This is a genomic window from Streptomyces sp. NRRL S-37 (assembly GCF_000721605.1).
In the GTDB taxonomy this organism is placed as follows: domain Bacteria; phylum Actinomycetota; class Actinomycetes; order Streptomycetales; family Streptomycetaceae; genus Streptomyces.
This window is the reverse complement of record NZ_JOIZ01000037.1, coordinates 1-23,192: the sequence shown is the minus strand read 5'-3', so window position 1 is coordinate 23,192 and position 23,192 is coordinate 1. Positions and strand designations below refer to the sequence as shown.

Below are 23,192 nucleotides of genomic sequence, written 5' to 3'. Positions count from 1 at the left end.
AGGCGAAGGAGCTGTGGAGTCGGTCACCGACGCGCGATGCGTACGGACGGCAGTGACGAACCGGCATGCCGCAGGGTGACCACAGCCCGTGAATTGAACTGTACTGTGCAGTTCACATGAACTCAACCGTTCAGTACAGGCAGGTGTAGGCTCGGCACATGGACACGGAAGGGGCCAAGCAGCCGCCGAGCGGGCCTCGCGCCGCCCTCAAGCGCCAGGCCATCGTGCGAGCCGCTCGTGAACTTTTCCTCCGGGACGGCTTCGGCATCGGCATGGACACCATCGCTGCAGCGGCGGGCGTCTCCAAGGTGACGGTCTACAACCACTTCGGCAGCAAGGAAGCGCTCTTCACCGCGGTGATCGCGGGCGCACTGGACGACTCCCTGTCCGGGGAGCCGTCAGCCACGCTCGCCAAGCTCGTCGAGGCCGACGACCTCCGCCCGGCCCTGCTCGACGCCGCGCGACGGTGGGTCCACTCGGTGCGCACCAACGACGACGTCACCGCGCTGCGCAATCTGGTCGCCGCCGAGGCGCGCCGCTTTCCCGAGCTGGGCCGGGCCTGGCAACACCACGGGCCGGAAGGCCATCACCCCGCCGCCGCCCAGACTTTGCGCACCCTCGCCGACCAGGGCCGCCTGGTCATTCCCGACCCGGAAACGGCGATCATCCAGCTCTACGCACTCCTGATCTTCCCTCACCTGGTCTTCGGCACCTACGGCACACACATCGACGAGGACCTCACCGACCGCCTCATCGTGAGCGGCGTCGACATGTTCCTGGGCCACTACGGCCCCCGCCCCGCCTGACGGACACTCGCCCGACGTCCACACAGGACCGGGACCCACGCCGATCTGTCGCCCGGGGTTAACCCGGAGCCTCGCACCCACCACGACCTGCTGCGGCATGCCCTCAGACGGCGACCCAGCGACAGCTGCCGGCCCTCCCTTGAGTAGCTAGGCGGGAGATCCACACCCGACTTGGTCGACGCCCTCGCCGACGACTGGGTCCTGGGCGAGGTGCACGTCTTCGGCGAGGGCGACTTGCCCGCCGCCTGTGACGCGTCACCCAGACTCTGCAGCGATGGCCAGTGGCCGCTCCCACGATGACTGGGCATACGGGGCGGGGGTATGGACGCCATATGGAAGCGAAGGGCGTTGCTAGTTGGCAGCCAGGGCGACCAGGGTGTCGTCATGCGGGACGTGGTGCGGAGTCGGCACGGCGCAGGTGACATTGGTACGGCAGGTGTTGGGGATGTGTCTGCGCGTGCAGATCACGCTGGGCAAGTACTCGGGAGCCTGCGCGGGGTGATGCCTGCGGGCCCGAAGCGGGAGGCCAGAAGAGGGTGAGGGCGGGCCATCAGGCCCGCCCTCACCCACATGGGAAGTGTTCTCAGCTCGCGGCCTTGAAGCCGCGCAGGCGAAGGGAGTTGCCGACGACGAAGACGGAGGAGAAGGCCATGGCCGCCCCGGCGATCATTGGGTTGAGGAGTCCGGCCGCGGCGAGCGGCAGGGCGGCGATGTTGTAGGCGAAGGCCCAGAAGAGGTTGGACTTGATGGTGCCGAGTGTCTTGCGAGCGAGGCGGATGGCGTCGGCTGCCGCGCGCAGGTCGCCGCGGACGAGGGTGAGGTCGCCGGCCTCGATGGCGGCGTCGGTGCCGGTGCCCATGGCCAGCCCCAGGTCGGCCTGGGCGAGCGCGGCGGCGTCGTTGACCCCGTCGCCGACCATCGCCACCGAGCGGCCCTCGTTCTGGAGGCGCTTGACGACGTCGACCTTGTCCTCGGGCATGACCTCGGCGATGACGTGCTCGGGGGCGACGCCGACCTCCGCCGCCACCGCCTCGGCGACGGCCCTGTTGTCGCCGGTGAGGAGGATCGGGGTCAGGCCGAGGGCCCGCAGCCGACCGATGGCTTCGGCACTCGTCTCCTTGACCGCGTCGGCGACCTCCAGGACCGCCCGCGCCTCGCCGTCCCAGGCGACCGCGATCGCGGTGCGTCCCGCCGCCTCGGCTTCGGCCTTGGCGCGTGCCAGGTCGACGGGCAGGTCCATGGCCCACTCGGCGAGAAGCTTCTCGCGGCCCACGAGGACGGCGTGCCCCTCGACGATGCCCTGCACGCCGAGACCGGGGACATTGGCGAAGTCCTCCGGGACGGGCAGGGTGCCCGTGCGGTCGGCTGCCCCGGCGGCCACTGCCTGCGCGATCGGGTGTTCGGAGGCGTGCTCCAGGGCGCCCGCCAAGCGCAGTACGTCCGTCTCGTCGGTGCCCTCGGCAGTGTGCACGGCGAGCAGGGTCATGCGGCCGGTGGTGACGGTGCCGGTCTTGTCGAGGACGATGGTGTCGACCTTGCGGGTGGACTCCAGGACCTCGGGGCCCTTGATGAGGATGCCGAGCTGGGCGCCGCGCCCGGTGCCGACCATCAGCGCGGTCGGGGTGGCCAGGCCCAGGGCGCAGGGGCAGGCGATGATCAGGACGGCGACGGCCGCGGTGAAGGCGGCGGTCAGCCCCGCGCCGTTGCCGATCCAGAAGCCGAGGGTGGCCAGTGCCAGGGCGATGACGACGGGGACGAAGACACCGGAGATGCGGTCGGCGAGCCGCTGGGCGGCGGCCTTGCCGTTCTGCGCGTCCTCGACCAGCTTCGCCATGCGGGCCAGCTGCGTGTCGGCGCCGACCCGGGTCGCCTCGACCACCAGTCGGCCGCCCGCGTTCAGGGTGGCGCCGGTGACCGGGTCGCCCACGCCGACCTCGACCGGTACCGACTCGCCGGTGAGCATGGAGGCGTCGACCGCGGAGGTGCCCTCGACGACCGTGCCGTCGGTGGCGATCTTCTCGCCGGGGCGGACCAGGAAGCGGTCGCCCACCGCCAGTTCCCCGGTGGGGATCGTGCGTTCACTGCCGTCGGGGCCCAGTACGGTGACGTCCTTGGCGCCCAGTTCCAGCAGGGCCTTGAGCGCGGCGCCGGCCTTGCGCTTGGAGCGGGCCTCGAAGTAGCGGCCGGCGAGGATGAAGGCGGTGACGCCGGCGGCGGCCTCCAGGTAGATGTTCCCGGCGCCGTCGGTGCGAGCGATGGTCAGCTCGAAGGGGTGCGTCATGCCGGGCGTGCCCGCGGTGCCGAAGAACAGCGCCCACAGCGACCACAGAAACGCCGCCGACGTGCCCACCGAGATCAGGGTGTCCATGGTGGCCGCGCCGTGCCGGGCGTTGGTGAAGGCGGCCTTGTGGAAGGGCCAGGCGGCGTACGTCACCACGGGTGCCGCCAGGGTCAGCGACAGCCACTGCCAGTACTCGAACTGCAGCGCCGGCACCATCGCCATCGCGATGACCGGGACGGCCAGCACCACGGCGGTGACCAGCCGTTCCCGCAGCGGCCGCAGCTCGTCGGCCGGCTCGGCGCCCTCCGTGCCGGGCGCGGGCTCGGCGCGTACCGGCTCGGGTTCGCGGGCGGTGTACCCGGTCGCCTCGACGGTGGCGATCAGCTCGGGCACGGACACGTCACCGGTGTAGCTGACCTTGGCCTTCTCCGTCGCGTAGTTGACGGTGGCGGTGACCCCGTCCATTCGGTTGAGCTTCTTCTCGATCCGGGCGGCGCACGAGGCGCAGGTCATACCGCCAATGGCGAGTTCTACCTCGGCTGTGTCGGGGACCGTGGTGGCCATCAGTGCTCCTCGTGCTGATCGACGAACAAAGGAAGGAAACGAAAGAGGGGGCCGGGCCCGCGGGCGGGCCCGGCAGGTGTGCGGTCGCTTCAGGCGGCGCGGCCGGTGAGCTCGTAACCGGCGTCGTCGACGACCTTGGCCAGCAGCGCGTCGTCGGGTTCGTCCTTCGTGGTGACGCTGACCTGGCCGGCTTCGAGATCGACGTCGACCGCCAGGACGCCGTCCAGCGCGCCGATCTCCTTGGTGAGCGTGGCCTTGCAGTGGCCGCAGGTCATCCCGGAGACGTCGTAGACGGTGGTGGTGCCCGCCGTGGCCGTGGACGTAGTGGTGCCGGTGGAGCAGCTGCCGTCGGGGGTGCAGCAGGACATGGGTTCCTCCTAGACAAGGCGATCACGTACCCCTGGGGGGTACCATGGCGCCACCATGTATACCCCCCCTAGGTATGTTTGGCAAACATCGACAGATCGCTTGCATATACCCCCCAGGGGTATATAGTCGGCGTCAAGTTCAGCAGAAGCGCGACGCCGACAAGAGAGGGCACGTCATGAACACCGGCGTGAAGATCACCGTTTTCGCTGCCGCGCTCGCGGCCACTTTCGGTACTGCCTACGGGGTCGGCGCGGCGATCGACCCCGCCGCCGGAAACCAGGAGCCGGCAGCGCACGCAAAGCACGACCGCCCGGCACCGTCCGGCCACGGCGGCCATGCGAACGCCACCCCCGCGGGCCTGCAGATCTCCGAAGCGGGATACACCCTGGACCTCAAGACACCTCGCGTAACCGCAGGTGAAGAGAGCGAACTCCGCTTCGCCATCCGCGACCAGGACGGACAGCAGGTGACGTCCTTCCGGCGCGAGCACGGCAAGGAGCTCCACCTCATCGTCGCCTCACGCGACTTGGTCACCTACCGCCACCTGCACCCCGCGCGAGCAGCCGACGGCACCTGGAGCACCCCCGTCGACCTGCCTGCCGCCGGCACCTACCGCGTCTTCGCCGACTTCACCCCGGACGCCGAAGGCGCCACCAACCTGACCCTGGGCGCCGACCTCGCAGCCTCCGGCGCCTACAAGGCGGCAGCCCTGCCCGAACCCGCGGCCACCACAACGATCGACGGCTACGCCGTCACCCTGAACGGCGCCCTGCGCCCGGGCAAGGCGGGCGAGCTGACCCTCAGCGTCAGCCGCGACGGCCGCCCGGTCACCGACCTGGAGCCCTACCTGGGCGCCTACGGCCACCTGGTCGCCCTGCGCTCCGGCGACCTCGTCTACCTCCACGTCCACCCCAACGGCGAACCCGGCGACGGCACCACCAAGCCTGGCCCCGGCATCTCCTTCACCGCCACGGCACCCAGCGCCGGGACGTACCGTCTGTTCCTCGACTTCAAGCACAACGGCACCGTCCGCACCGCGGCCTTCACCGTCCACACCGGCAAGTCGACTCCCGCCGACGCGCCGAAGCCGGCAACCGGCGAAGAGCACACCGACAGCAACCACCAGCACTGACCCGGCGAGAAGAAGGGAGAAGAGGCCGATGGCCAGCTACAGCAATCGAAAAGAGGACGTACTCAAACGACTGCGGCGGATCGAAGGGCAGGTCCGAGGTCTGCAGCGCATGGTGGAGGAAGACACCTACTGCATCGACGTCCTCACCCAGGTCTCCGCCACCACACGCGCCCTGCAGTCCTTCGCCCTGCAGATGCTCGACGAGCACATGGACACCTGCGTACGCACCGCCGTGGCGGACGGCACTGACAGCGGTGACATCAAGCTGAAGGAAGCCAGCGACGCCATCGCCCGCCTCGTGCGCTCCTGACGAAACAGGCCCATGCGCGATAACCGCACGTTCAGAATGGCCGATGGGTCGGAACTTGTCGGCCGGCAAGGCGCCTTGTCCTAGATGCGGATCAGCACCCCCTCAGACGACAACGGGTTCTTCGACCGTCGGTGAGGGCGTCGAGGACGGCGTCGTCGGGCCCGCCATCCTCGCGGTGGTCTCCACGGTCGGCAGACAGCCGGTGTCCTCGGCGGCCTTGAACGCCTTGTGCACGGTGACGCCCGCGGCGATGCGGAAAGGTCCGCTGCTTCATTTGCTCGCTACTGATCCATCGCCCGAGGTACATCCTGCCGGGACACAGTCGCAGGCCGACCTTCCCTTCAGATGAACGGCACCGATCGACTCCCGATCCCAACACCCCCTTCACAGAACACCTGTTCGAAGTGAAGTATGGGAGCGATCGCGTGTCAGTTCGGCACGTCGCTCGTTAGGCAGCGCAGTCGAAGCGCCGGGTGGGAAAGACGCTGGTGACCGGCGTCCACCCGCTACGGGAGGGGACCCATGGGCGATCGCAGCACAATCGAGTGGACCGAGGCGACCTGGAATCCCACCACGGGATGCGACCGGATCTCCCCCGGGTGTGACAACTGCTACGCCTTGACGTTATCCAGGCGTCTCAAGGCCATGGGTGTTGCCAAGTACCAGACTGACGGGGATCCCAGGACATCCGGCCCGGGCTTCGGCCTCCGCCCTCACCCAGACGCATTGGCCATTCCCCGCCAGTGGAAGGCCCCACGGATGGTCTTCGTCAATTCCATGAGCGACCTCTTCCACGCCAAGGTCCCCCTGGACTTCGTCCGGCAGGTCTTCCAGGTGATTGCCGAGACGCCCCAGCACACCTACCAGCTACTGACCAAGAGGGCCCGCAGGCTGCGGCGCGTTGCCGACGAACTCGACTGGCCCTCGAACCTGTGGATGGGCGTCTCCGTCGAAGACGCAGAGCGCCTGGATCGTGTCGACGACCTTCGACAAGTTCCCGCTGCCGTGCGCTTCCTGTCCTGTGAGCCTCTTCTCGGTCCGCTTACCCGTCTGCAACTGGACGGCATCGGCTGGGTTATCGCCGGAGGCGAGTCCGGGCCCCACCATCGCCCCGTACAAGAGGAGTGGTTGGTGGACATCCGCGACGCCTGCAACCACGCCAGAGTGCCCTTCTTCTTCAAGCAATGGGGTGGCCGCAGCCCGAAGTCAGGTGGCCGCGAACTCGACGGAGCGACCTGGGACGAGATGCCGCCCCGACTGCCTGTCGCAGCCCATTAACGGCCAAAGTCCAGCAGACGCCGTACGCACTCTGGTGGCATATGGCAACGGTGTGTGACCCTCTCCCCAGCGAGGCCGACGGGAGCAGGGGGGACCGAAGGTGGCCGTACCGAAGGATGCCGTGTGGGAACGCGATCCACACACGGCGGCCAAACATGACTTACTCAAGCAGTACTTGGCCGCATGGGCGCCGATTCTGCTGTCACGAATCGACGTGATCACTTACGCCGAAGGCTTCGCGGGTGCCGGCATCTACAAACAGGGCGAGCCCGGCTCCCCGGTCATCGCCTACGAAGTCTTCGCCGACGCTCTGCACAGGTTCCCGAAACGTATGCGCGTGATCCTCGTGGAGGAGGACACCCGGCGCGTCAAAGAGTTACAGCGTCAGATGGAGCTCGCCCGCTCCCGGCAAACGGACGACATCACCAAACGAATAGCGGTCGACGTACATCACGGTGATTTCCACCCCGCCCTCCTGGAGGCGCTGCGAGGCATCGGAGGGCTGGGGAAACCCCTCTTCGTCCTGCTGGACAGCTTCGGCGGACCCGACATCCCTTTCTCGCTCCTCCAAGAGCTGGGGCGCCACCCCAGCACCGAAGTGATGGTGACCTTCGAGCCCAGCTTCCTCACCCGGTTCGCCGAGAAGCACGACGGTCACCGCCAGCTCGGCGACCAAGCCTTCGGGAGCCCGGAGTGGCAAGGCGTCTTCCAGCAGTCCCCCTCGGGCAAGTTCACGTTCCTGCGCGAGCAGTACCGGAACACGCTGCGCCAGGCCGGCTTCACGCACACGCTGTACTTCGAGATGGTCGACGAGGGCGGCAGGATGCTCTACCTGATCTTCGGCACCCAGCACGAACTGGGGCTGGAGAAGATGAAAGACGCCATGTGGAAGGTGGACCCTTCCTACGGCGTCCGCTACCGCGACCCCAGGGACACCCAGCAGCAGATGCTTGATCTCGTATTCGAACCGGATACGGCCCCGCTGCGACGGATCCTGCACGACTTCATCTCCGAAGCACCCGACGGGCGAACCATCCCAGAGCTCAAGCGATATGCCCTCTTGGAGACCGTCTACCGGCCCGCCCAAGTGATCGAGGCCGTCCGTCAGCTGCGTGAGGCGGGCGCCGTGATGACGCAACCTCGTGCCATCAACGCCAAGACGAGAGTGAGCCTGGCGGCGACGCCGCCCACTACCCGTCCATCAGCCGAGCAAGGTGCCCTCTGGTGAGAGGCCGCGAGGGCACATCCAGGGCACATGAGCCTGGGAAACGGCGTTGACCCGTGAGAACTACCGAAAGGTGTTTCCGCAGGTCAACGCACACTCCCGTGCGAAGCACCAGGTCAGCACCCTCCCACCCCCAATCGCTGCACGAGTGGCAGGACTTCTCGCATCGGCTGCATGAGGCGGGGCATCAGCCGTATTGCTTGGTGTGGCCCTGAGCTGGGGTTTCGAGAGGGTCGGGCGAGGTCTTCGGGCCTCGCCCTTTTACTTGCCGGGGAGGGGGCGTCAGGCGGCCAGGGCACATTGGTTTTGCTGGGGGTAGTGGTGTGCCCTGAGGCTCTCCGGTTTCCGACGGCTCCGCGCCGTGAAGGCATCGTCGATCGCCTTGCGGGTCCGGCTCTCGCTGGACGGCAGCAGGTGTGTGTACGTCCGGAGCGTGAAGCCCAGGTCCGAGAGGCCGAGGTAATCCGAAAGCGCCTTGATGCTCTCCCCCGCGTCCAGGAGCACGGAGAGGCGTACGCGTGCCGGAGCGCGTGCATGCCGTTCTCCGGGGCGGCCTGGAGATACCTCGCCCCGCGCTCGCGGGGAGGTACGCCGGCGGCGACCAGGGGTTGCGGGCGCCGGGCAGGTGGCCTGCGGCGTATTCGCCGAGGCCGCTCGTCGATGATGGTGCAGCCGCACAGGCGGTCGTTGGCCTGATCAGCAGTGACGGCAGTGGGTGCCGCGGGGATTTTTCCTTGCCCGGTCGGGGTTGTCCCTTCTGTAAGATACCCAAGGGGGTATCTCGAAGGAGTGTGGGTTGTGGAACTGGCGATGGCGGCTGAGGAACTGAAGACGGTGGTCAACCGGCTGCGCCGGGCACAGGGCCAGATCGCCGGTGTGATCAAGATGATCGAGGAGGGACGGGACTGCGAGGACGTCGTCACCCAGCTCGCCGCGGCGTCCCGGGCTCTGGACAAGGCCGGTTTCGCGATCATCGCCACCGGTCTGCAGCACTGCCTGACCGACGCGGACATGGCCGCTTCCGGCGACCGGGAGCAGATGCGTACCCGACTGGAGAAGCTGTTCCTCTCTCTGGCCTGAGCTTGGGTACCCCGGCATCCGGCTCACCCGCCTGAGTCTCCGCCCACCCGGCCTGCCGAGGGTACGGAGCCGTGCGGGTGTCCTATGGTGGCTGAGTCTCCGAGCGGACGCAGGATCGATGATGAAGCGAGCAGTGGCACAGAGGCCGGCACACGTCGGCTTCCGCGGTGTGCTGGCTCTGCTTGTCGCCGTCGTGGCGCTGTTGTGCGTCTTCGGGCACGCGGAGCGTGGCGGGCCCGGCACGCCCCCGTCCGCCGCGCAGCATGTGCATGCCCCCACAGCCTCTGAGGGGTCCGGCGGGACGGCGGCGCCATGCGGCAAGAAGGTGCTCACCGATCACAGCGCGCAGCGGGCGGAAAGTGTGGCGCCGACGGCTCCGTGCCCCGGTCCCGCAGCCGTTCATACTGCCTCTACGCCATCCCATTCGCATCTCTCCGGGATGCTGTCGGGCGGCCCGGCTCCGCCGCCGCCAACGACACTTCACTCCGTTCTGCGGATTTAGACCGGCCTGTTGGTCGTGTCCCTGAATCCTTGGAAACGGAGCTTTTCAGCATGTCTTCTTCCCCGCGCTCCTGGCGCCGGGCGGGTGCGGCACTGCGTGGTTGGCGGACCCGGCAGTGGACTGTGGCGGGCCTCGGTGCCCTGTCCACAGCGATCCTGGTCGGCGCACCCACCGACGTGGTGCCCAATCCGCTGTTCGGCCGGTCGGTCCCCGTGCAGTGGTGGAACTACCCGGCCCTCGCCGTCACGGCCGTACTGGCAGGCATCGTCCTGACCACCTACGTGCGCCAACCCGCTGCCCCCTCGGGGCCCAGGACCCACAACGGCGGCCGTCTGGGAGTGGTCGGCGGCGCGCTGTCCTTCTTCGCCGTCGGCTGCCCGGTCTGCAACAAGCTCGTCCTCTTGCTCCTCGGAGCTTCCGGAGCCTTGAGCTACTGGGCTCCCCTGCAGCCACTGCTGGCTGTCGTGTCGGCGGGACTGCTGGCGGAAGCCGCGCTGCGCCGCCTGTCCTCCCAGACCGCGTGCCCGGTCACGGCGTCTGCCTGATCTGCGGCCCGGTTCTGCTCCTTCTCCCTCACATCTGAGGTGTTCCATGACTGCATCCACACCGTCTTCGTCCCGCCGCACCCGCAGGCGCGCCATCGCGGCCGCCGCGGTCCTCGCCGCCGCCGCGGTGGCCGGGGCCTTCGCCCTCACGCTGGACGGCTCCGGAGGCCGCGACGAGGCAGCGGGCGAATCCGCCGTCGTCAGCGAGTCCGCCGCCCCGGCGCCCGCCGACGAGAGCCTGCTCGCCCTTGCCCGCCGCGATCCCTCCGATGCCCTGGCCCTCGGGCGGGCGGACGCCCCGGTGGTGATGATCGAGTACTCCGACTTCCAGTGCCCGTTCTGTGGCCGGTTCGCCCGCAAGACCAAGCCCGAACTGCTGCGCTCGTACGTCGACAAGGGCGTCCTGCGCATCGAATGGCGCAACTTTCCCGTCTTCGGCGAGGAGTCGGAACAGGCCGCCCTGGCCGGCTGGGCGGCCGGGCAGCAGAAGAAGTTCTGGGAGTTCCACGACGTCGCCTACAGCAAGCCGCGTGAACGCAACGCCGGTGAGTTCAGCGACGAGAACCTCCTCGCCATGGCCCGTGAGGCCGGAATCACCGACATCGACCGGTTCCAGGCGGACATGGCATCCGACAAGGCCCGCAGCGCCGTGCAGAAGGACCAGGAAGAGGGCTACAACCTCGGTGTGACCAGCACTCCGGCGTTTCTGGTCAACGGCCGGCCGATCCTGGGGGCTCAGCCCACGGCCACCTTCAAGGAAGCCGTCGAGGCCGCGGCGAAGGCGGCCGGGCGATGAGCGAGGCCGGACTGGCGGTGGCGTTCCTCGGCGGTCTGCTCGCTCTGCTCAGCCCGTGCAGCGCACTGTTGCTGCCTGCCTTCTTCGCCTACTCCTTCACCAGTCGCACCCGGCTGGTGGCGCGCACCGGCCTGTTCTACCTCGGCTTGTGCACGACGCTCGTGCCGCTCGGCGTGGCCGGCTCGTTCGCCAGCCGCCTCTTCTACGGCCATCGGGACACCCTGGTGACAGCGGGAGGATGGACGGTCATCGCCCTGGGCGTGGCCCAGATCGCCGGGCTGGGCTTCGGCTCCCGCCGGATGGCGCAGGCCGCGGGCGGGCGCCGTTCGGGCTCGGTGCTGTCGGTGTTCGCGCTGGGCGCGGTGTACGGGCTGGCGGGGTTCTGTGCGGGGCCGATCCTCGGAGGCATCCTGACCGTGGCGGCCGTGGACGGCGACCCCCTGCACGGCGGGGTACTGCTCGCCGTCTACGCCTTGGGGATGGCGGTTCCGATGTTCATGCTGGCGTTGTTGTGGGACCGCTTCGATCTGGGCCGCAAGCGCTGGCTGCGAGGGCGGGTCTTCCGGGTGGGTCCGGTGCCCCTGCACAGCACCTCGGTCGTCGGCGGCGTGCTGTTCATCGCGCTCGGCGCGGCTTTCCTCGCCTTCGACGGCACGTCCGCGCTGCCGTCGGTGTTGAGCACCGATACCGAGTTCGCCCTGGAAGAGCGGTTGTCCGACCTCGGCGCAGCGGTGTCCGACCGGCTGATCGTGCTGATCACGGCCGCCGTGGCGGCGCCGGCGGCACTGGTGGTGCTGCTTCGCACGTCGAGAAGGAGGGATCCGCAGCCGTCACCGGAAGAGGAGACGTCTGCGCACGGGTAGCGCGCTTTGGCCGCATGCCTGGCAGGCGAAAAGGGAGGGGTCCGGTTCAGGATCCCTCCCCTCCCTTCGCGTGGCTCAACGGTTGCGCAGTGCGGCCAGCGTGTTGTCGAGGTCGGCGGCGCGGGGACGGTTGTGGGGCAACTTGGCGAGCAGGGCGGCCATGCCGCAGGTGTTGGTCAGGGCGGAGAAGACCAGACCACCCGCGATGCCGGCGGAGAGCAACTGGAAGGCCGGGTGGACGACGAACCCGAGCAGCAGGCCGAGCAGCACGATCACTCCTGCCGTGAGCCTCACCTGCCGTTCCATGCCCCAGGTGGCACGTGAGGCGCCCTGCGGGCGGTGCAGCTCGTGGCCGTCGGCCGCCCAGGCGCCGGTGCCCCCCGCCAGGGTGGCGGCCGTGACGCCGTTCTCCGCGAGGATCCTGCCGGCGTTCTCGGAGCGGGCGCCCGAGGCGCAGACGACCAGGACGTCACCGCGGTCGGCGGCGTGCCGGATGTCGGGCAGCGCGCGCTGGATCTGGTCGAGGGGGATGTTGAGCGCGCCGGGGAGGTGACCGCCGGCGTATTCGCCGGGGGTACGCACGTCGATGACGGTCAGTTCGTGCAGTCGGGTGCGCGCCTCGTCGGTGGCGAGGGCCGTGGGTGTGGTCATGGCAGATGTCCTTACGGGTGCGGAAGGTGTGGTGGAGCTTGATCTGACCGGGGCCGGGCTGCGGGCGGTCCTGCGATGCGCGCCGGCCGGGGAAGCTGTCCCGGTCCCTGTTCCAGGGCTGTTGAGGGCCTTCGTGTTCAGATGATCACGTCGACGAGCATGAAGGCCGCCACCGCCAGCAGTACGCCGGCGAAGATTTTCTGAAGGGTGGTGCCGGAGATCTTCGTCGCGAGGCGTTTGCCGTCCCAGGCGCCCAGGATCGCGGCTCCGGTGAACGGGCCGATGATCTCCCAGTGGAGCCCGCCCGTTGTGCCGGTGCGAGCGGCGAGCGCGGCGAGTGAGTTGACCGTGATGACGAGCAGGCTGGTGCCCACCGCCCGCCGCATGGCCAGTCCCAGGACGCTCACCAGGGCGGGCACGGCGAGGAATCCCCCGCCGACTCCCAGGAAGCCCGTCACAGCACCGAGTCCGGCACCGGCGCCGGCCGCCTTGCCGGGACGGATCCGGTCCGGCGGCTCGGACGCGGACGGACGCAGCATGCGCAGGGCCGCCAGCGCGGCGATGACCGCGAACGCCGACGTCAGTACCGCTTCGGGCAGGCTCCCGGCAACGGCCCCCGCGAGGAAGGCGGGGACGATGCCTGCTGCGGCGAACAGCGCCCCTGTCTTCCATGCCACGTTCCCGTCGCGGGTGTGGGCGTACAGGGCCGTGACGGAGGTGGCGGTGACGATGATCAGGCTGGCGGTGGTGGCGGCGGCCGGTGTGAAGCCGAGCAGGTAGATCAGTGCCGGTACGGCAAGGACGCTGCCACCGCCGCCGAGGGCTCCGAGGGCGAGACCGATGACGGCCCCGGCAATGAGGGCGAGAACGAGTACGGTCACGCTATCCGGCCGCTGTTCCCGCGTTCGTCGACGACCGGGTGCCCGGCAGCGGCCCACGCGTTCATGCCGCCTTCAACGTCCACCGCCTGCGCTCCGCGTTCGGCGAGGAGCTTGGCCGCCTGCTGGGAGCGGTGCCCGCTGCGGCAGATCACCACCAGCGGTCGCCCCTGCGCCTGGGCGGGCAGGGTGGCGCCTGCGACCAGTTTCGTCAGCGGTACGTGCACGGCGCCCGGAGCGTGGCCCGTGGTCCATTCGGGCTTCTCACGCACATCCAGCAGGACGGCCTCGGGCTGATCGCCGCTGGTGCGGCTGCGTGCCTCGTCGACCGTGACGCGGGGCCCGTTTCGGCGAAAGAGGAACATCACACGTTTTCTTCCTTGCGGGGGAACGGTCGGAATCAGCCGAAGGCCAGGGACAGACCGGCATCCGTCGCGGCGTCGAAGCCGTCGTCGACGGCGACCACCTCGCGTCCGGCGGCATCCAGCAGGGAGGCGGCGATCGCCGCGCGCATCCCGCCGGCGCAGTGCACCCACACCGTCCCTTCCGGCACCTCGCCGATACGGCCGTGCAGCTCGTGGATCGGGATGTGGACCGAGCCCTCGATGTAGCCGCCCGCACGTTCCGAATCCCGGCGCACATCCAGCACGACCACCTCGTCGCCGCGCTCACGGACCTCGGCGAGATCGGCGAAACGGGCCCGCGGGAAGGAAGCGAGCTGCTCACCCTCACGGACCCAGCCGGCCGGATCACCGGTGGCGGCGGCGGCCGGACGGTCGATACCCACCCGCGCCAGCTCCCGCTGCGCGGCCGCGACCTGCTCCGGGGTGTCGGCCAGCAGGGTGACGGGCTTGCCCCACGGGATCAGCCAGGCCAGGTAGGTGGCGAGCTTGCCCTCGCCCTCGAAGTTGAACGATCCTGCCACGTGCCCCGCGGCGAAGGCCGTGCGGCTGCGCAGGTCCACCACCCACTCACCCGCGGCCAGCCTGGAGGCGATCTCCTCCGCGTCCGCACGCGCGGGCGGGGTGAGATCGACCGGTGCGGGGCCCGCGGCGTTGGCCGGGCCCATGTGCGCGTAGTAGGCGGGTACGTCGTCCAGGCCGTCGAGCATCCGGGCGACGAAGGTGTCCACGTCCAGGGTCAGCGCGTCGTTGGTCTCGCGCTCCTTGCCGATCGTGGTCGCGTCCCCCTCGGCCTGGGAGGAGGAGCAGAAGCTGCCGAACCCGTGGGTGGGCAGGACCGGCACCTCGTCGTCCAGCTCGTCGGCCAGGCGGTGGGCGGAGGCGTGCTGGGCTCGGGCCAGTCGCTCGGTCAGTCGCGGTTCGACCAGGTCGGGGCGACCGACGGTGCCGATGAGCAGCGACCCGCCGGTGAACGCCGCCACACCGCGTCCGTCCTCCGCGAGGGCGTATGAGGTGTGGTGCGGGGTGTGCCCGGGAGTGGCGATCGCCCGCAGCACCAGGCCCTCGTCCACCATCACGGTGTCGCCGTCGGCGACCGGGGTGCGGTCGAAGGACACCTGTGCCCCGGCCGGAACCAGGTACTGGGCGCCGGTGACGCGGGCCAGTTCCAGGCCGCCGGTGACGTAGTCGTTGTGTACGTGGGTCTCGGCCACGAAGGCGATGCGCACCCCGCGGCGGGCCGCTGCGGCGATGACCCGGTCGATGTCGCGCGGCGGGTCGACGACCACCGCGGCATGGGGCCCGCCGGCCAGGTAGCTCCGGTTGCCCAGACCCTCGAACTCCAGGGTGTCAACGAAGAACACGGCTCACGACTCCTCTCGGATGATTTACCCCGGGGGGTATCTGACGCTCACCATAACAGCTATACCTGGGGGGGTATTCCATGCATGGAAACCACCCCGCTCAAGGCGTCGCCTCGCGCCCGCCGGGTACCCGGCGGGGTATAGAGGAATCAATCGTTCCGCACTATCCGGGAGTGTCCGTGTCCTACGACCGCACCGTTCGCCTGGCCGCCACCGACTTCGACACCGCCGTCATTGCCGTACGCAAGGCCCTGGCCGACCAGGGATTCGGCATCCTCACCGAGATCGACGTGGCGGCCACCCTCAAGGCGAAGCTCGGCCACGACATGGAGGACTACCTGATCCTGGGCGCCTGCAACCCGCCGCTCGCGCACCGGGCCCTGGAGGCCGACCGCTCCATCGGCCTGCTGCTTCCCTGCAACGTCGTCGTACGCCGCGACGGTGACCAGATGCTCGTCCAGGCTCTCGACCCGGGCACCATGGTCACCCTCACCGGTCTGGACACCCTCAAGCCCGTCGCCGACGAAGCCACTGCCCGACTCGACGCCGCACTCAACGCCCTGGCCGCCCCCTGACCTCATCTCTGTCCGGCAGCCGGGAGGCGATCCGATCCCGCCGGAGGGCACATCCAGGGCACATGAGATCGGGAAACGGCGTTGACCTGTGAGAACTACCGAGAGTGCTTTACGCAGGTCAACGTGCGTTCTCCCGAGTATCCCCAGGCCAGCACCTCGCTGCGTTCAATCGCTGCACGAATGGCAGGACTTCTCGCACCGGCTGCACGAGGCGGGGCATCAGGCGTACTGCCTGGTGTGGCCCTGAGCCGGTTCCGGTGATGGCGGGCGGGGCCTTCGGGTCCCGCCCTTTCCCGTGCCGGGGAGGGGCGGCCGGATGACCGGGGACGCCGTCCGCACGGCCCAGGGCGAGGGCCGGCCGTTTGTCCCCTGCCGTCGGGGGGACCCACCGCCCATGAGCGAGAAGCCGGGCCGCCGTACGGGCCAGAACCGGATGCTGTGGCTGTTCGACGCCCTGGAGCGTGATCCCAGGGCGGACGGGGCGGCCGACGTACTGACCAGGAGGGTCCGGGCCCTCCCGTTGGGCCGCGCACGGGACGCGTTGCACGGCAGGTGGCTCGGCCATCCCGTGCACCCCCTGATGGTGCAGGTGCCGGTCGGCAGCTGGATGTCCGCCGCCGTGCTCGACCTGTGGCCCGGCCGTTCCCGGGGGGCCGGCCTCCTGGTGGGCGTCGGGCTGGCCGCGGCCGCCCCCGCCGCGCTGGCGGGCGCGGTCGACTGGGCCGAACTGCACCGGCAGCAGAAACGGGTGGGGCTGGTGCACGCCGTGGCCAACACGGCGGCCGTGGGACTGTACGGCGCCTCGCTCCTCTGCCGCCTCACCGGAAGGGCCGGGGCGGGCCGCGCGTACGGCTTCCTCGGACTGACGGCGGTCGGCCTGGGCGGCATGCTGGGCGGCCACCTGGCGTACCGGCAGGCTTCCGGCGCCAATCACGCCGAGGAGGTACCGCACGTCGTCGGTGAGGGCTGGCACAGGGTCGGCACCGTGGACGAGTTCCCCGCCGGGCGGCCCGTGCGGCGCACCGTGGACGACGTGCCGGTCCTGGTGGTGCGCGAGATGGGCGGGACCTTCCACGCACTGGCCGAGCGGTGCAGTCATCTGGCGGGCCCGCTCTCCGAGGGCACGGTCGCCGACGGGTGCGTCCGGTGCCCCTGGCACGGCAGCGTCTTCCGGCTCTCGGACGGCTGGAACGTCCGCGGCCCCGCCACCGCACCCCAGCCCGCCTTCGACACCCGCGTCGTCGACGGACACGTGGAGATCAGGCTGCGCGGTGCGGACGGGGCACGGACGCGGGACGAAGGAGGGGACGCGGGCCATGAGCGCAACGTCTGACGGCCGGTTCGCGGAACGCCTGAGGCGGCGGTGGCGGCACACCGAACGCACGTACTCGGCCGAGGAGGACCGCCCGCTGCGCGGCTATCTGACGACCATGGCGGCTTTCGGCGTGTACACGGCGGGGTGGGCGGCGGTGGTCAGGATGCGCGGCCGTCCCGTACCGGACCGGCCCGCGCCCTGGGACGTGGCGCTGACCGCGGTGGCCACCTTCCGGCTGAGCCGGCTGCTGAGCAAGGCGTCGGTGACCAGCCCGCTCAGGGCACCCTTCACCACCTTCCAGGGCGCGCAGGGGCCGGCCGAGCTGCATGAGGAGGCGCGGTCCGAAGGCGCCAAGGACACGGTCGGCGAGCTGGTGACGTGCCCGTTCTGCATGAGCGTCTGGGTGGCCTCGACCCTCACCGCCGGACAGCTGTTCTGGCCGCGCGCCACCCGCACCGCCATGGGGGCGCTCACCGCGCTGGCCGGCGCGGACGCCCTGCAGCTGACCTACAGCGCGCTGGTGGACAGGACGACCGGCGAGTGACCGCTTCCCACCCGCCCGACCGCCCCGGGACGGAGGCCCACGCCGGAGTGACGGCCGGGGCACACCGCGGCATGGCGCCGCCCGGGGCCGGGACCCGGGCGGGCGGCCGATGCGGCGGCGAGTACCCGGGACTCCCCGGCCTGCCTGCCTGCTCCCCGGCCCCGCCACCGTCCTGTCCGGGAGGCCCCGGAAGCCGGGGGAGGACATCCGCGGGCGGGGGCGGGCCGTCCGGGTGCGGGAGGGCCCCGCGTCCTCGCGGTCCCGCCGTGTCCCATACGGCGCCGTTTCACGCGGACGGCCACGGAAACCCGGCGCCCGACGGTGGCCGCCGGGACACCGGAAACGGAGGACGTTCGATGAGGAAGCTGTGGTGGGCGGTTCCGGTCGTGGCCGCCGGGGCGGCGGCCGTACGGCGGTCCCGGCCGGCGCGCCGGGCCGACGCGCGGGCGGGCGACCGCTGGCTCACCGTGACGGTCAACCGGCCGCCCGCGGACGTGGGGTCGGAGGGGAAGCCGCCACCGCCCCTGGACGGCCTGGCGGAACGGATCGACGTACGGATCCGGCCGGCGCCGGGCGACCGCGGCACGGAACTGGCCGCACGGTTCAAGGAGCCCGTGCCCGCCGCGTCCGCCTCCGCGCCCGCGCGTCTGGCCGGGCAGGACCCGCGTCAGGAACTGCGGCGCGCGTTGCGGGACGCGAAGTCCCTGCTGGAGGCGGGCGAGGTGATGCGGCCCGACGCGCCGCCCACGACCCGCCCCACGCCGGGCGGCAAGCTGGTCGAGGTGTTCACCCGTCGCTCCGGCGGGGAGGGAGTGCTGTGAAGGCGCTGTGCTGGGAAGGCGTGAACAAGCTGTCCGTCGAGCGGGTCCCCGATCCGGAGCTGCGCAACGACCAGGACGTCATCGTGCGGCTGATCGCGGGCACCACCTGCGGCTCCGACCTGCACCTCATCGGCGGCTACATCCCGGCCATGCGCGCCGGTGACGTCATCGGCCACGAGTTCGTCGGCGAGGTCGTGGAGACCGGGTCCGCCGTACGCGGGCACAAGGTCGGCGACCGGGTCGTCGTCTGCTCCTTCGTCGGCTGCGGGCGGTGCTGGTACTGCGCCCACGACCTGTGGTCCCTGTGCGACAACACCAACACCAACCCCGGCATCGGCCAGGCCCTCTTCGGCTACGAGGCCGCCGGTATCTTCGGCTACTCGCACGCCATGGGCGGCCTGCGCGGCAGCCACGCCGAGTACGTGCGCGTCCCCTTCGCCGACTACGGCGCCTTCAAGGTCCCCGAGGGCATCGACGACACCAGCGCCCTGTTCGTCTCCGACTCCGTGCCCACCGGGTGGATGGGCGCCGACCTGGGCGGGGTGAAGCCCGGTGACGTGGTCGCCGTCTGGGGCTGCGGCGCCGTGGGGCAGATGGCCGCCCGCGCGGCGATCCTGAAGGGCGCCGAACGGGTCATCTCCATCGACCGCATCCCCGAGCGGCTGGCCATGACCGAGCGGTACGTCGGCGCGGAGACCATCGACTACACCACCACCGACGTCGCCGCGGAACTGCGCGAACGCACCGGCGGACGCGGCCCGGACGTGTGCATCGAGGCCGTCGGCATGGAGGCGCACAGCGACGGCCCGGCGCACCTGTACGACCAGGCCAAGCAGCAGCTCCGCCTCCAGACCGACCGGCCCACCGCCGTACGCCAGGCCATCCACGCCTGCCGCAAGGCGGGCACCGTCTTCATCCTCGGGGTCTTCGCGGGAGCCGTCGACAAGTTCCCCCTCGGCGCGGTGATCAACAAGGGGCTCACCGTGCGCGGCGCGCAGATGCACGGGCAGCGCTACATCCCGATGCTGCTGGACCGGCTGGCCGCGGGGGAGATCGAGACGGCCCACCTGGCGACCCACAGCCTCTCGCTCGACGACGCGCCCACGGCGTACGACATGTTCAAGCAGAAGACCGACGGTTGCGTACGCGCCGTCATCCGCCCCCAGTCCTGAGGGACCGCATGATCATCGACCGGGCCGCCCACGGACTCGCCCGGCGCCTGGCCCGGTGGCGGTCGGCGCCGGCCCTGCACCCCCACGGGGTGCTGTGCACGGGGACGCTGACCGTCGCCGCCCGCGCGGGCACCGGCTGGGGCGTGCCGTGGCTCGACCGGCCCGGCTCCTACCCGGTGACGGTGCGCTGGTCACGGGCGCTGGGCCTGCCCCGGGGGCTGCCGGACGGCCTGGGACTGGCCGTCCGCGTCGAGGACGCCGACGGACCGGGCAGCATGCTCGACCTGCTGTTCACGTCCAGCCGTCCCGGCCGGTTCGGCCGCCATCTGCCGCTCCTGCGGCCCGACGCCCTGAAGGGGCCGTACTCGACCCTGCTGTCCTACCGGATGGGGGGCCGGGAGCGCGTGCTGGCGGCGTTCCCGGTCCCCGACGGCCGCCGGGACGACGTGCGGCCGACGCTGTGGGAGGAACTCGCCCGCGGGCCCGTCCGGTTCACCCTGCGGGCGGCCGCCCCCGACGAGCCCTGGCGCACCTTCGCCGGCCTGAGCCTGCACACCGTGCTCACCGCGCCGGCCTCCCACACCGTGTCCTACGACCCGTACGCCCACAGCCTGACCGGTCTGCGCCCCACCGGGCGGCTGCGCCGGCTGCGCGACGCCGCGTACGCCGGTTCCCGCCGCGGACGGACCGGCGACGGCCGCGACGAATGAAGCGGGTCCTCAGGCGGCGGAACCTCCGCCCTCCGCCCTCGCCGTGTGCCGGCGGGCCGTCGGGCGGCCGCCGCCGGCCGCCGTGCCGTCCGGGCCGGTGAGACGCGCACACACTCACCGATGAGCGCGGCTTCCGCCCGCCCGGTTGGCCCACTGGAGGGAACCGGGCGGCCCGCGGGTGTGAGCGGTGGCCGGAAAACGCCCCTCGTGAACAGACTGAGAAGCACGTCCGTGCTCGTCGCCCGGAACGGGGTACCCCAGCGGCGCGCGAGTCCCCTCCCCCGGCTTCAGGAGGCACCCCCCATGACGTTCAATCCGCTGGAACAGCGGGGCATCCCGCTGGACCGCCAGCTCCGCAGCTGGCGCGAGCTGAACGTGGACCCGATCGACCCCGACCACTGCGACCCGTACACCCGCTGCCGGATCATCACGATGAACGGGATCGAGGTGGAGGCGATCATGTTCAGCCACCACCTCGCCCGGCACACGGCCGATCCCGAGATCAAGCGGCAGCTCGCGCGGGTGCGTTACATCGAGGCACAGCAGCAGAAGGTCGTGAACTGGCTGCTCCCGGGCGTCTCCTCGGTGCTGGAGACGACCATCGCCTACGAGCAGGTGGCGGTGGACCTGACGGCGTGGGTGGCCCGGATGGAGCCGGACCCGTACCTGAAGCAGGCGTACCAGTTCGGTGTGCTGGAGGACTTCGACCACCTGTACCGGTACGCGAACCTGTACGAGATGATCGAGCACCGCAAGGCGGAGTCGGTCGTCGACAACCTGACCGAGGTCATGCCCGGCCGGCCGACGAGGTTCCACCACCGCGATCCGGTCGACAACGTCCGCGACCCGTACGCCAAGGACGGGACGAACCCGCTGTCGAAGCTGCACGCGCTGACGATCATGTCGGCGGAGCAGCAGACCATGAACTTCTACATGAACACCGGACCCACCTACATGGAGCCGATCGCCCGTCAGCTCTACCAGGAGATCGGGCTGATCGAGGAGGAGCACGTCACCCACTACGAGTCGCTGGTGGACCCGGGTGAGACGTGGTGGGAGCAGCTCGTCAATCACGAGTACAACGAGTGCTACCTGTACCACTCCTTCATGGAGCAGGAGAGCGACCCCAAGGTGAAGGCGATCTGGGAGCTGCACCTGAACATGGAGCTGGAGCACCTGCACGCCGCCTGCGACCTGATGCGCCGGCACGACGGCCGCGACCCCGCCTCCGTGCTGGCCCCCGAGCTGCCCAACGTGCTCACCTTCGAGCCGAACAAGGGCTACCTGCGCGAACTGCTCGACACCCAGATGGACCTGACCACGCTCGGCGCCGGTTACGTGCGCGAGGCGCACGAGCGGTTCGAGCGGATGCAGGAGCGGATCCACGGCGGGGAGGCACCGCCGAGCGACCGGGTCATGACCGAGCACGACGAGATGTTCGGCCGCGAGTACCGGGTGCAGACCGAGGGCGAGCACCCCGACCCCGCGCAGCGCGAGAAGTAGGGGAGGCCGAGATGTCCGAGCTGAAGACCCCGCACGCCGGGGACGACCGGGCGAAGGACGACGACGTGGTGGCGCTGCTGATGCGTCAGCACGGCGACATCCGCAATCTCTTCGACGAGGTCGAGGCGGCCACGGGTGAGGAACGCCGGGACGCCTTCCGCCGTCTGGTGCGTCTGCTGGCCGTGCACGAGACCGCCGAGGAAGAGGTCGTCCACCCCTTCGCCCGGAAGGGGTTCCCCGGTGGTGAGCAGGTCGTGGAGGACCGTCTCGCCGAGGAGAAGGCCGCCAAGGAGGCCCTGGCCGCCCTCGACGAGCTGGACACCGACGATCCGAAGTTCCTGCCCCGGCTGCTGAAGCTGCGCAAGGACGTCCAGGAGCACGCGCGGGCCGAGGAACGCTACGAGTTCACCCACATCCGCCGCAGCACCGACGTCACCAACCTCGCCGCGATGACCAAGGCGATCAAGGCCGCCGAGGCGGTGGCACCCACCCGGCCCCACCCGGGTGTCGAGTCCGGGGCGAAGAACATGGCCCTGGGCCCGGTCGCCGCCCTCATGGACCGCACCAAGGACGCCGTACGCCAGGCCATGGGCAAGTAGGTCCGAAACGACCGTGACCGGGGCCGGCCCCCGTGCCCCGGTCCCTGCCCGGCCCCCGGGCCGGCGGCCCGCTCCGGGCCCCGTCGGCCCGGGGACCGGGTCGGGCGCCGGTCTCCCGGACCTCCCGGCCGCCGGTGCGGAACACACCCGATTGGCCGGCCGGGTCCTGGGGAACACGGGTCGGTGGACGACCCGTGTGAGCGATGGTGACGAGGGAGGCCCCCGATGCTCCTGGCACACCCCGTCGTGCTGAGGAACCTCGTCGAGCGGTACGAGATCCCGCGCGCCCCGCACGCTGGGAACGGCACCGGGGAAGCCCGCCGGCGCATGGAGGACGTCGGGTACACGCTGTGCGTGTCGACCGGCACCCGCGACATCGACGCCGCCCTCGTCGCCGCCCGCCACCGGCTGCCCGGGGCCCGTACCGAAGACGACTCCCTCCTGGCCACCTGACCGCCCCGGCACCGGACCACGAGCACCATGACCAGGACCGCCGACCTGCCGACGTTCAGCAGCCTCGACGAGCTGGCCCGGCTCATCACCCGCCGCCGCGGCCTCTACGTGCGCTGGTCCCGCGGACCGGCGAGCGACCTGCCGAGGACGAGCAGTACGGACGATCTGACCGGGATCAGTCTGCCGGGCCTGTCGGCCAGCCCGCTGGACCTCGAGGACTGGTGGGGCGAGCGGCCCGTGCGCGTCTGGGTCGCCCGCCGGCTGTACGACTACTGCCACCTGCCGCGCGTCAAGGACGCCCGCACCCGGCCCTGGGTCCTGCACGGCTCCGAGACGGCACGCGGACCGGACAACGAACCGTTCCTAAAGACTGAGCGGGAGTGAGTCCTGTCGCCAGGTCTCATGCTCGGCCGAACGCCCCGAACGGTGTTGGGCGTTCTGGTAGCCCGCGTTCG

General features: G+C 70.5%; 25 protein-coding genes and 2 pseudogenes. 19 read left to right on the top strand and 8 right to left on the bottom strand.

Annotated features, from left to right (window positions below):
• Positions 1–158 precede the first annotated feature (158 nt).
• On the top strand, positions 159–806 hold the full coding sequence (locus IH50_RS0135055; RefSeq protein WP_030871930.1) for a TetR/AcrR family transcriptional regulator: 648 nt from the start codon (positions 159–161) through the stop codon (positions 804–806).
• 583 nt (positions 807–1,389) lie between these two features.
• On the opposite strand, the gene IH50_RS0135050 is transcribed toward IH50_RS0135055, so the two are convergent.
• Together IH50_RS0135050 and IH50_RS0135045 are read right to left on the bottom strand one after the other, a co-directional pair.
• Positions 1,390–3,651 (bottom strand): heavy metal translocating P-type ATPase, encoded by a 2,262-nt coding sequence (locus IH50_RS0135050; protein ID WP_030871928.1) that lies wholly within the window; start codon positions 3,649–3,651, stop codon positions 1,390–1,392.
• An 89-nt stretch (positions 3,652–3,740) separates the two neighbouring features.
• Complete coding sequence (locus tag IH50_RS0135045) at positions 3,741–4,019, bottom strand: heavy-metal-associated domain-containing protein (protein ID WP_030871924.1); 279 nt, start codon at positions 4,017–4,019, stop codon at positions 3,741–3,743.
• Between the two features lie 176 nt (positions 4,020–4,195).
• On the opposite strand from IH50_RS0135045, the gene IH50_RS0135040 reads away from it, so the two are divergent.
• Positions 4,196–5,152 carry a hypothetical protein gene (locus IH50_RS0135040; RefSeq protein WP_030871921.1) on the top strand — a complete coding sequence of 319 codons (957 nt, stop codon included), beginning with the start codon at positions 4,196–4,198 and terminating at the stop codon, positions 5,150–5,152.
• A 28-nt stretch (positions 5,153–5,180) separates the two neighbouring features.
• Entirely contained in the window at positions 5,181–5,462 is a 282-nt protein-coding gene (locus IH50_RS0135035) for a metal-sensitive transcriptional regulator (RefSeq protein WP_030871918.1), read from the top strand.
• Between the two features lie 102 nt (positions 5,463–5,564).
• Here the strand turns inward: IH50_RS0135035 and IH50_RS43240 are convergent, their stop codons facing one another.
• Positions 5,565–5,696 carry a hypothetical protein gene (locus IH50_RS43240; RefSeq protein ID WP_267883288.1) on the bottom strand — a complete coding sequence of 44 codons (132 nt, stop codon included), beginning with the start codon at positions 5,694–5,696 and terminating at the stop codon, positions 5,565–5,567.
• Positions 5,697–5,984: 288 nt separating this feature from the next.
• Between IH50_RS43240 and IH50_RS0135025 the strand changes: the two genes are divergently transcribed.
• Entirely contained in the window at positions 5,985–6,740 is a 756-nt protein-coding gene (locus IH50_RS0135025) for a DUF5131 family protein (RefSeq protein WP_030871916.1), read from the top strand.
• Positions 6,741–6,840: 100 nt separating this feature from the next.
• Positions 6,841–7,968 carry a three-Cys-motif partner protein TcmP gene (locus tag IH50_RS0135020; protein WP_030871915.1) on the top strand — a complete coding sequence of 376 codons (1,128 nt, stop codon included), beginning with the start codon at positions 6,841–6,843 and terminating at the stop codon, positions 7,966–7,968.
• 289 nt (positions 7,969–8,257) lie between these two features.
• On the opposite strand, the pseudogene IH50_RS42960 reads toward IH50_RS0135020, so the two are convergent.
• Positions 8,258–8,570: pseudogene (locus tag IH50_RS42960) on the bottom strand (site-specific integrase); the annotation flags it as partial.
• 193 nt (positions 8,571–8,763) lie between these two features.
• On the opposite strand from IH50_RS42960, the gene IH50_RS0135010 reads away from it, so the two are divergent.
• The 4 genes from IH50_RS0135010 to IH50_RS0134995 all read left to right on the top strand — a co-directional run bounded on the left by IH50_RS0135010 (position 8,764) and on the right by IH50_RS0134995 (position 11,751).
• Complete coding sequence (locus IH50_RS0135010) at positions 8,764–9,045, top strand: metal-sensitive transcriptional regulator (protein ID WP_010358257.1); 282 nt, start codon at positions 8,764–8,766, stop codon at positions 9,043–9,045.
• A 552-nt stretch (positions 9,046–9,597) separates the two neighbouring features.
• Positions 9,598–10,092, top strand: a complete 495-nt coding sequence (locus tag IH50_RS0135005) for a hypothetical protein (RefSeq protein WP_030871905.1) — start codon at positions 9,598–9,600, stop codon at positions 10,090–10,092.
• Between the two features lie 46 nt (positions 10,093–10,138).
• Positions 10,139–10,888: a DsbA family protein gene (locus IH50_RS0135000; protein WP_030871902.1), complete on the top strand. Its 750-nt coding sequence runs from the start codon at positions 10,139–10,141 to the stop codon at positions 10,886–10,888.
• Positions 10,885–11,751, top strand: coding sequence for a cytochrome c biogenesis CcdA family protein (locus IH50_RS0134995; protein ID WP_030871900.1), 867 nt, complete (start codon positions 10,885–10,887; stop codon positions 11,749–11,751). Before IH50_RS0135000 ends, IH50_RS0134995 begins: the two co-directional genes overlap by 4 nt.
• A 75-nt stretch (positions 11,752–11,826) precedes the next feature.
• On the opposite strand, the gene IH50_RS0134990 is transcribed toward IH50_RS0134995, so the two are convergent.
• The 4 genes from IH50_RS0134990 to IH50_RS0134975 all read right to left on the bottom strand — a co-directional run bounded on the left by IH50_RS0134990 (position 11,827) and on the right by IH50_RS0134975 (position 15,045).
• Positions 11,827–12,402: a rhodanese-like domain-containing protein gene (locus tag IH50_RS0134990; RefSeq protein ID WP_030871895.1), complete on the bottom strand. Its 576-nt coding sequence runs from the start codon at positions 12,400–12,402 to the stop codon at positions 11,827–11,829.
• Positions 12,403–12,539: 137 nt separating this feature from the next.
• On the bottom strand, positions 12,540–13,283 hold the full coding sequence (locus IH50_RS0134985; RefSeq protein ID WP_030871892.1) for a sulfite exporter TauE/SafE family protein: 744 nt from the start codon (positions 13,281–13,283) through the stop codon (positions 12,540–12,542).
• The gene (locus IH50_RS0134980; RefSeq protein WP_030871889.1) at positions 13,280–13,645 is read right to left on the bottom strand and encodes a rhodanese-like domain-containing protein; all 366 of its coding nucleotides are present in this window, start codon (positions 13,643–13,645) and stop codon (positions 13,280–13,282) included. Before IH50_RS0134980 ends, IH50_RS0134985 begins: the two co-directional genes overlap by 4 nt.
• Before the next feature lie 35 nt (positions 13,646–13,680).
• The gene (locus tag IH50_RS0134975) at positions 13,681–15,045 is read right to left on the bottom strand and encodes an MBL fold metallo-hydrolase (RefSeq protein ID WP_030871884.1); all 1,365 of its coding nucleotides are present in this window, start codon (positions 15,043–15,045) and stop codon (positions 13,681–13,683) included.
• 179 nt (positions 15,046–15,224) lie between these two features.
• Here IH50_RS0134975 and IH50_RS0134970 point away from each other — a divergent pair, with 179 nt between their 5' ends.
• The 10 genes and pseudogenes from IH50_RS0134970 to IH50_RS0134925 form a co-directional block, all read left to right on the top strand.
• Positions 15,225–15,620, top strand: coding sequence for a DUF302 domain-containing protein (locus tag IH50_RS0134970; protein ID WP_030871881.1), 396 nt, complete (start codon positions 15,225–15,227; stop codon positions 15,618–15,620).
• Positions 15,621–16,014: 394 nt separating this feature from the next.
• Positions 16,015–16,953 carry a Rieske 2Fe-2S domain-containing protein gene (locus IH50_RS0134965; protein WP_030871878.1) on the top strand — a complete coding sequence of 313 codons (939 nt, stop codon included), beginning with the start codon at positions 16,015–16,017 and terminating at the stop codon, positions 16,951–16,953.
• Positions 16,937–17,479 (top strand): DUF1360 domain-containing protein, encoded by a 543-nt coding sequence (locus IH50_RS0134960; RefSeq protein WP_030871875.1) that lies wholly within the window; start codon positions 16,937–16,939, stop codon positions 17,477–17,479. Before IH50_RS0134965 ends, IH50_RS0134960 begins: the two co-directional genes overlap by 17 nt.
• Before the next feature lie 356 nt (positions 17,480–17,835).
• Positions 17,836–18,300 carry a hypothetical protein gene (locus tag IH50_RS0134955; protein ID WP_030871871.1) on the top strand — a complete coding sequence of 155 codons (465 nt, stop codon included), beginning with the start codon at positions 17,836–17,838 and terminating at the stop codon, positions 18,298–18,300.
• 20 nt (positions 18,301–18,320) lie between these two features.
• Entirely contained in the window at positions 18,321–19,472 is a 1,152-nt protein-coding gene (locus tag IH50_RS0134950; protein WP_234328313.1) for a zinc-dependent alcohol dehydrogenase, read from the top strand.
• An 8-nt stretch (positions 19,473–19,480) separates the two neighbouring features.
• Positions 19,481–20,182, top strand: coding sequence for a phosphodiesterase (locus IH50_RS0134945; RefSeq protein ID WP_030871866.1), 702 nt, complete (start codon positions 19,481–19,483; stop codon positions 20,180–20,182).
• A 303-nt stretch (positions 20,183–20,485) separates the two neighbouring features.
• Complete coding sequence (locus tag IH50_RS0134940; protein ID WP_030871863.1) at positions 20,486–21,685, top strand: hypothetical protein; 1,200 nt, start codon at positions 20,486–20,488, stop codon at positions 21,683–21,685.
• 11 nt (positions 21,686–21,696) lie between these two features.
• Positions 21,697–22,284: a hemerythrin domain-containing protein gene (locus IH50_RS0134935; RefSeq protein WP_030871861.1), complete on the top strand. Its 588-nt coding sequence runs from the start codon at positions 21,697–21,699 to the stop codon at positions 22,282–22,284.
• 225 nt (positions 22,285–22,509) lie between these two features.
• Complete coding sequence (locus tag IH50_RS0134930; protein ID WP_030871858.1) at positions 22,510–22,737, top strand: DUF5133 domain-containing protein; 228 nt, start codon at positions 22,510–22,512, stop codon at positions 22,735–22,737.
• A gap of 27 nt (positions 22,738–22,764) precedes the next feature.
• A pseudogene (locus IH50_RS0134925) lies at positions 22,765–23,106 on the top strand (DUF6098 family protein); the annotation flags it as partial.
• Between the last annotated feature and the right edge of the window lie 86 nt (positions 23,107–23,192).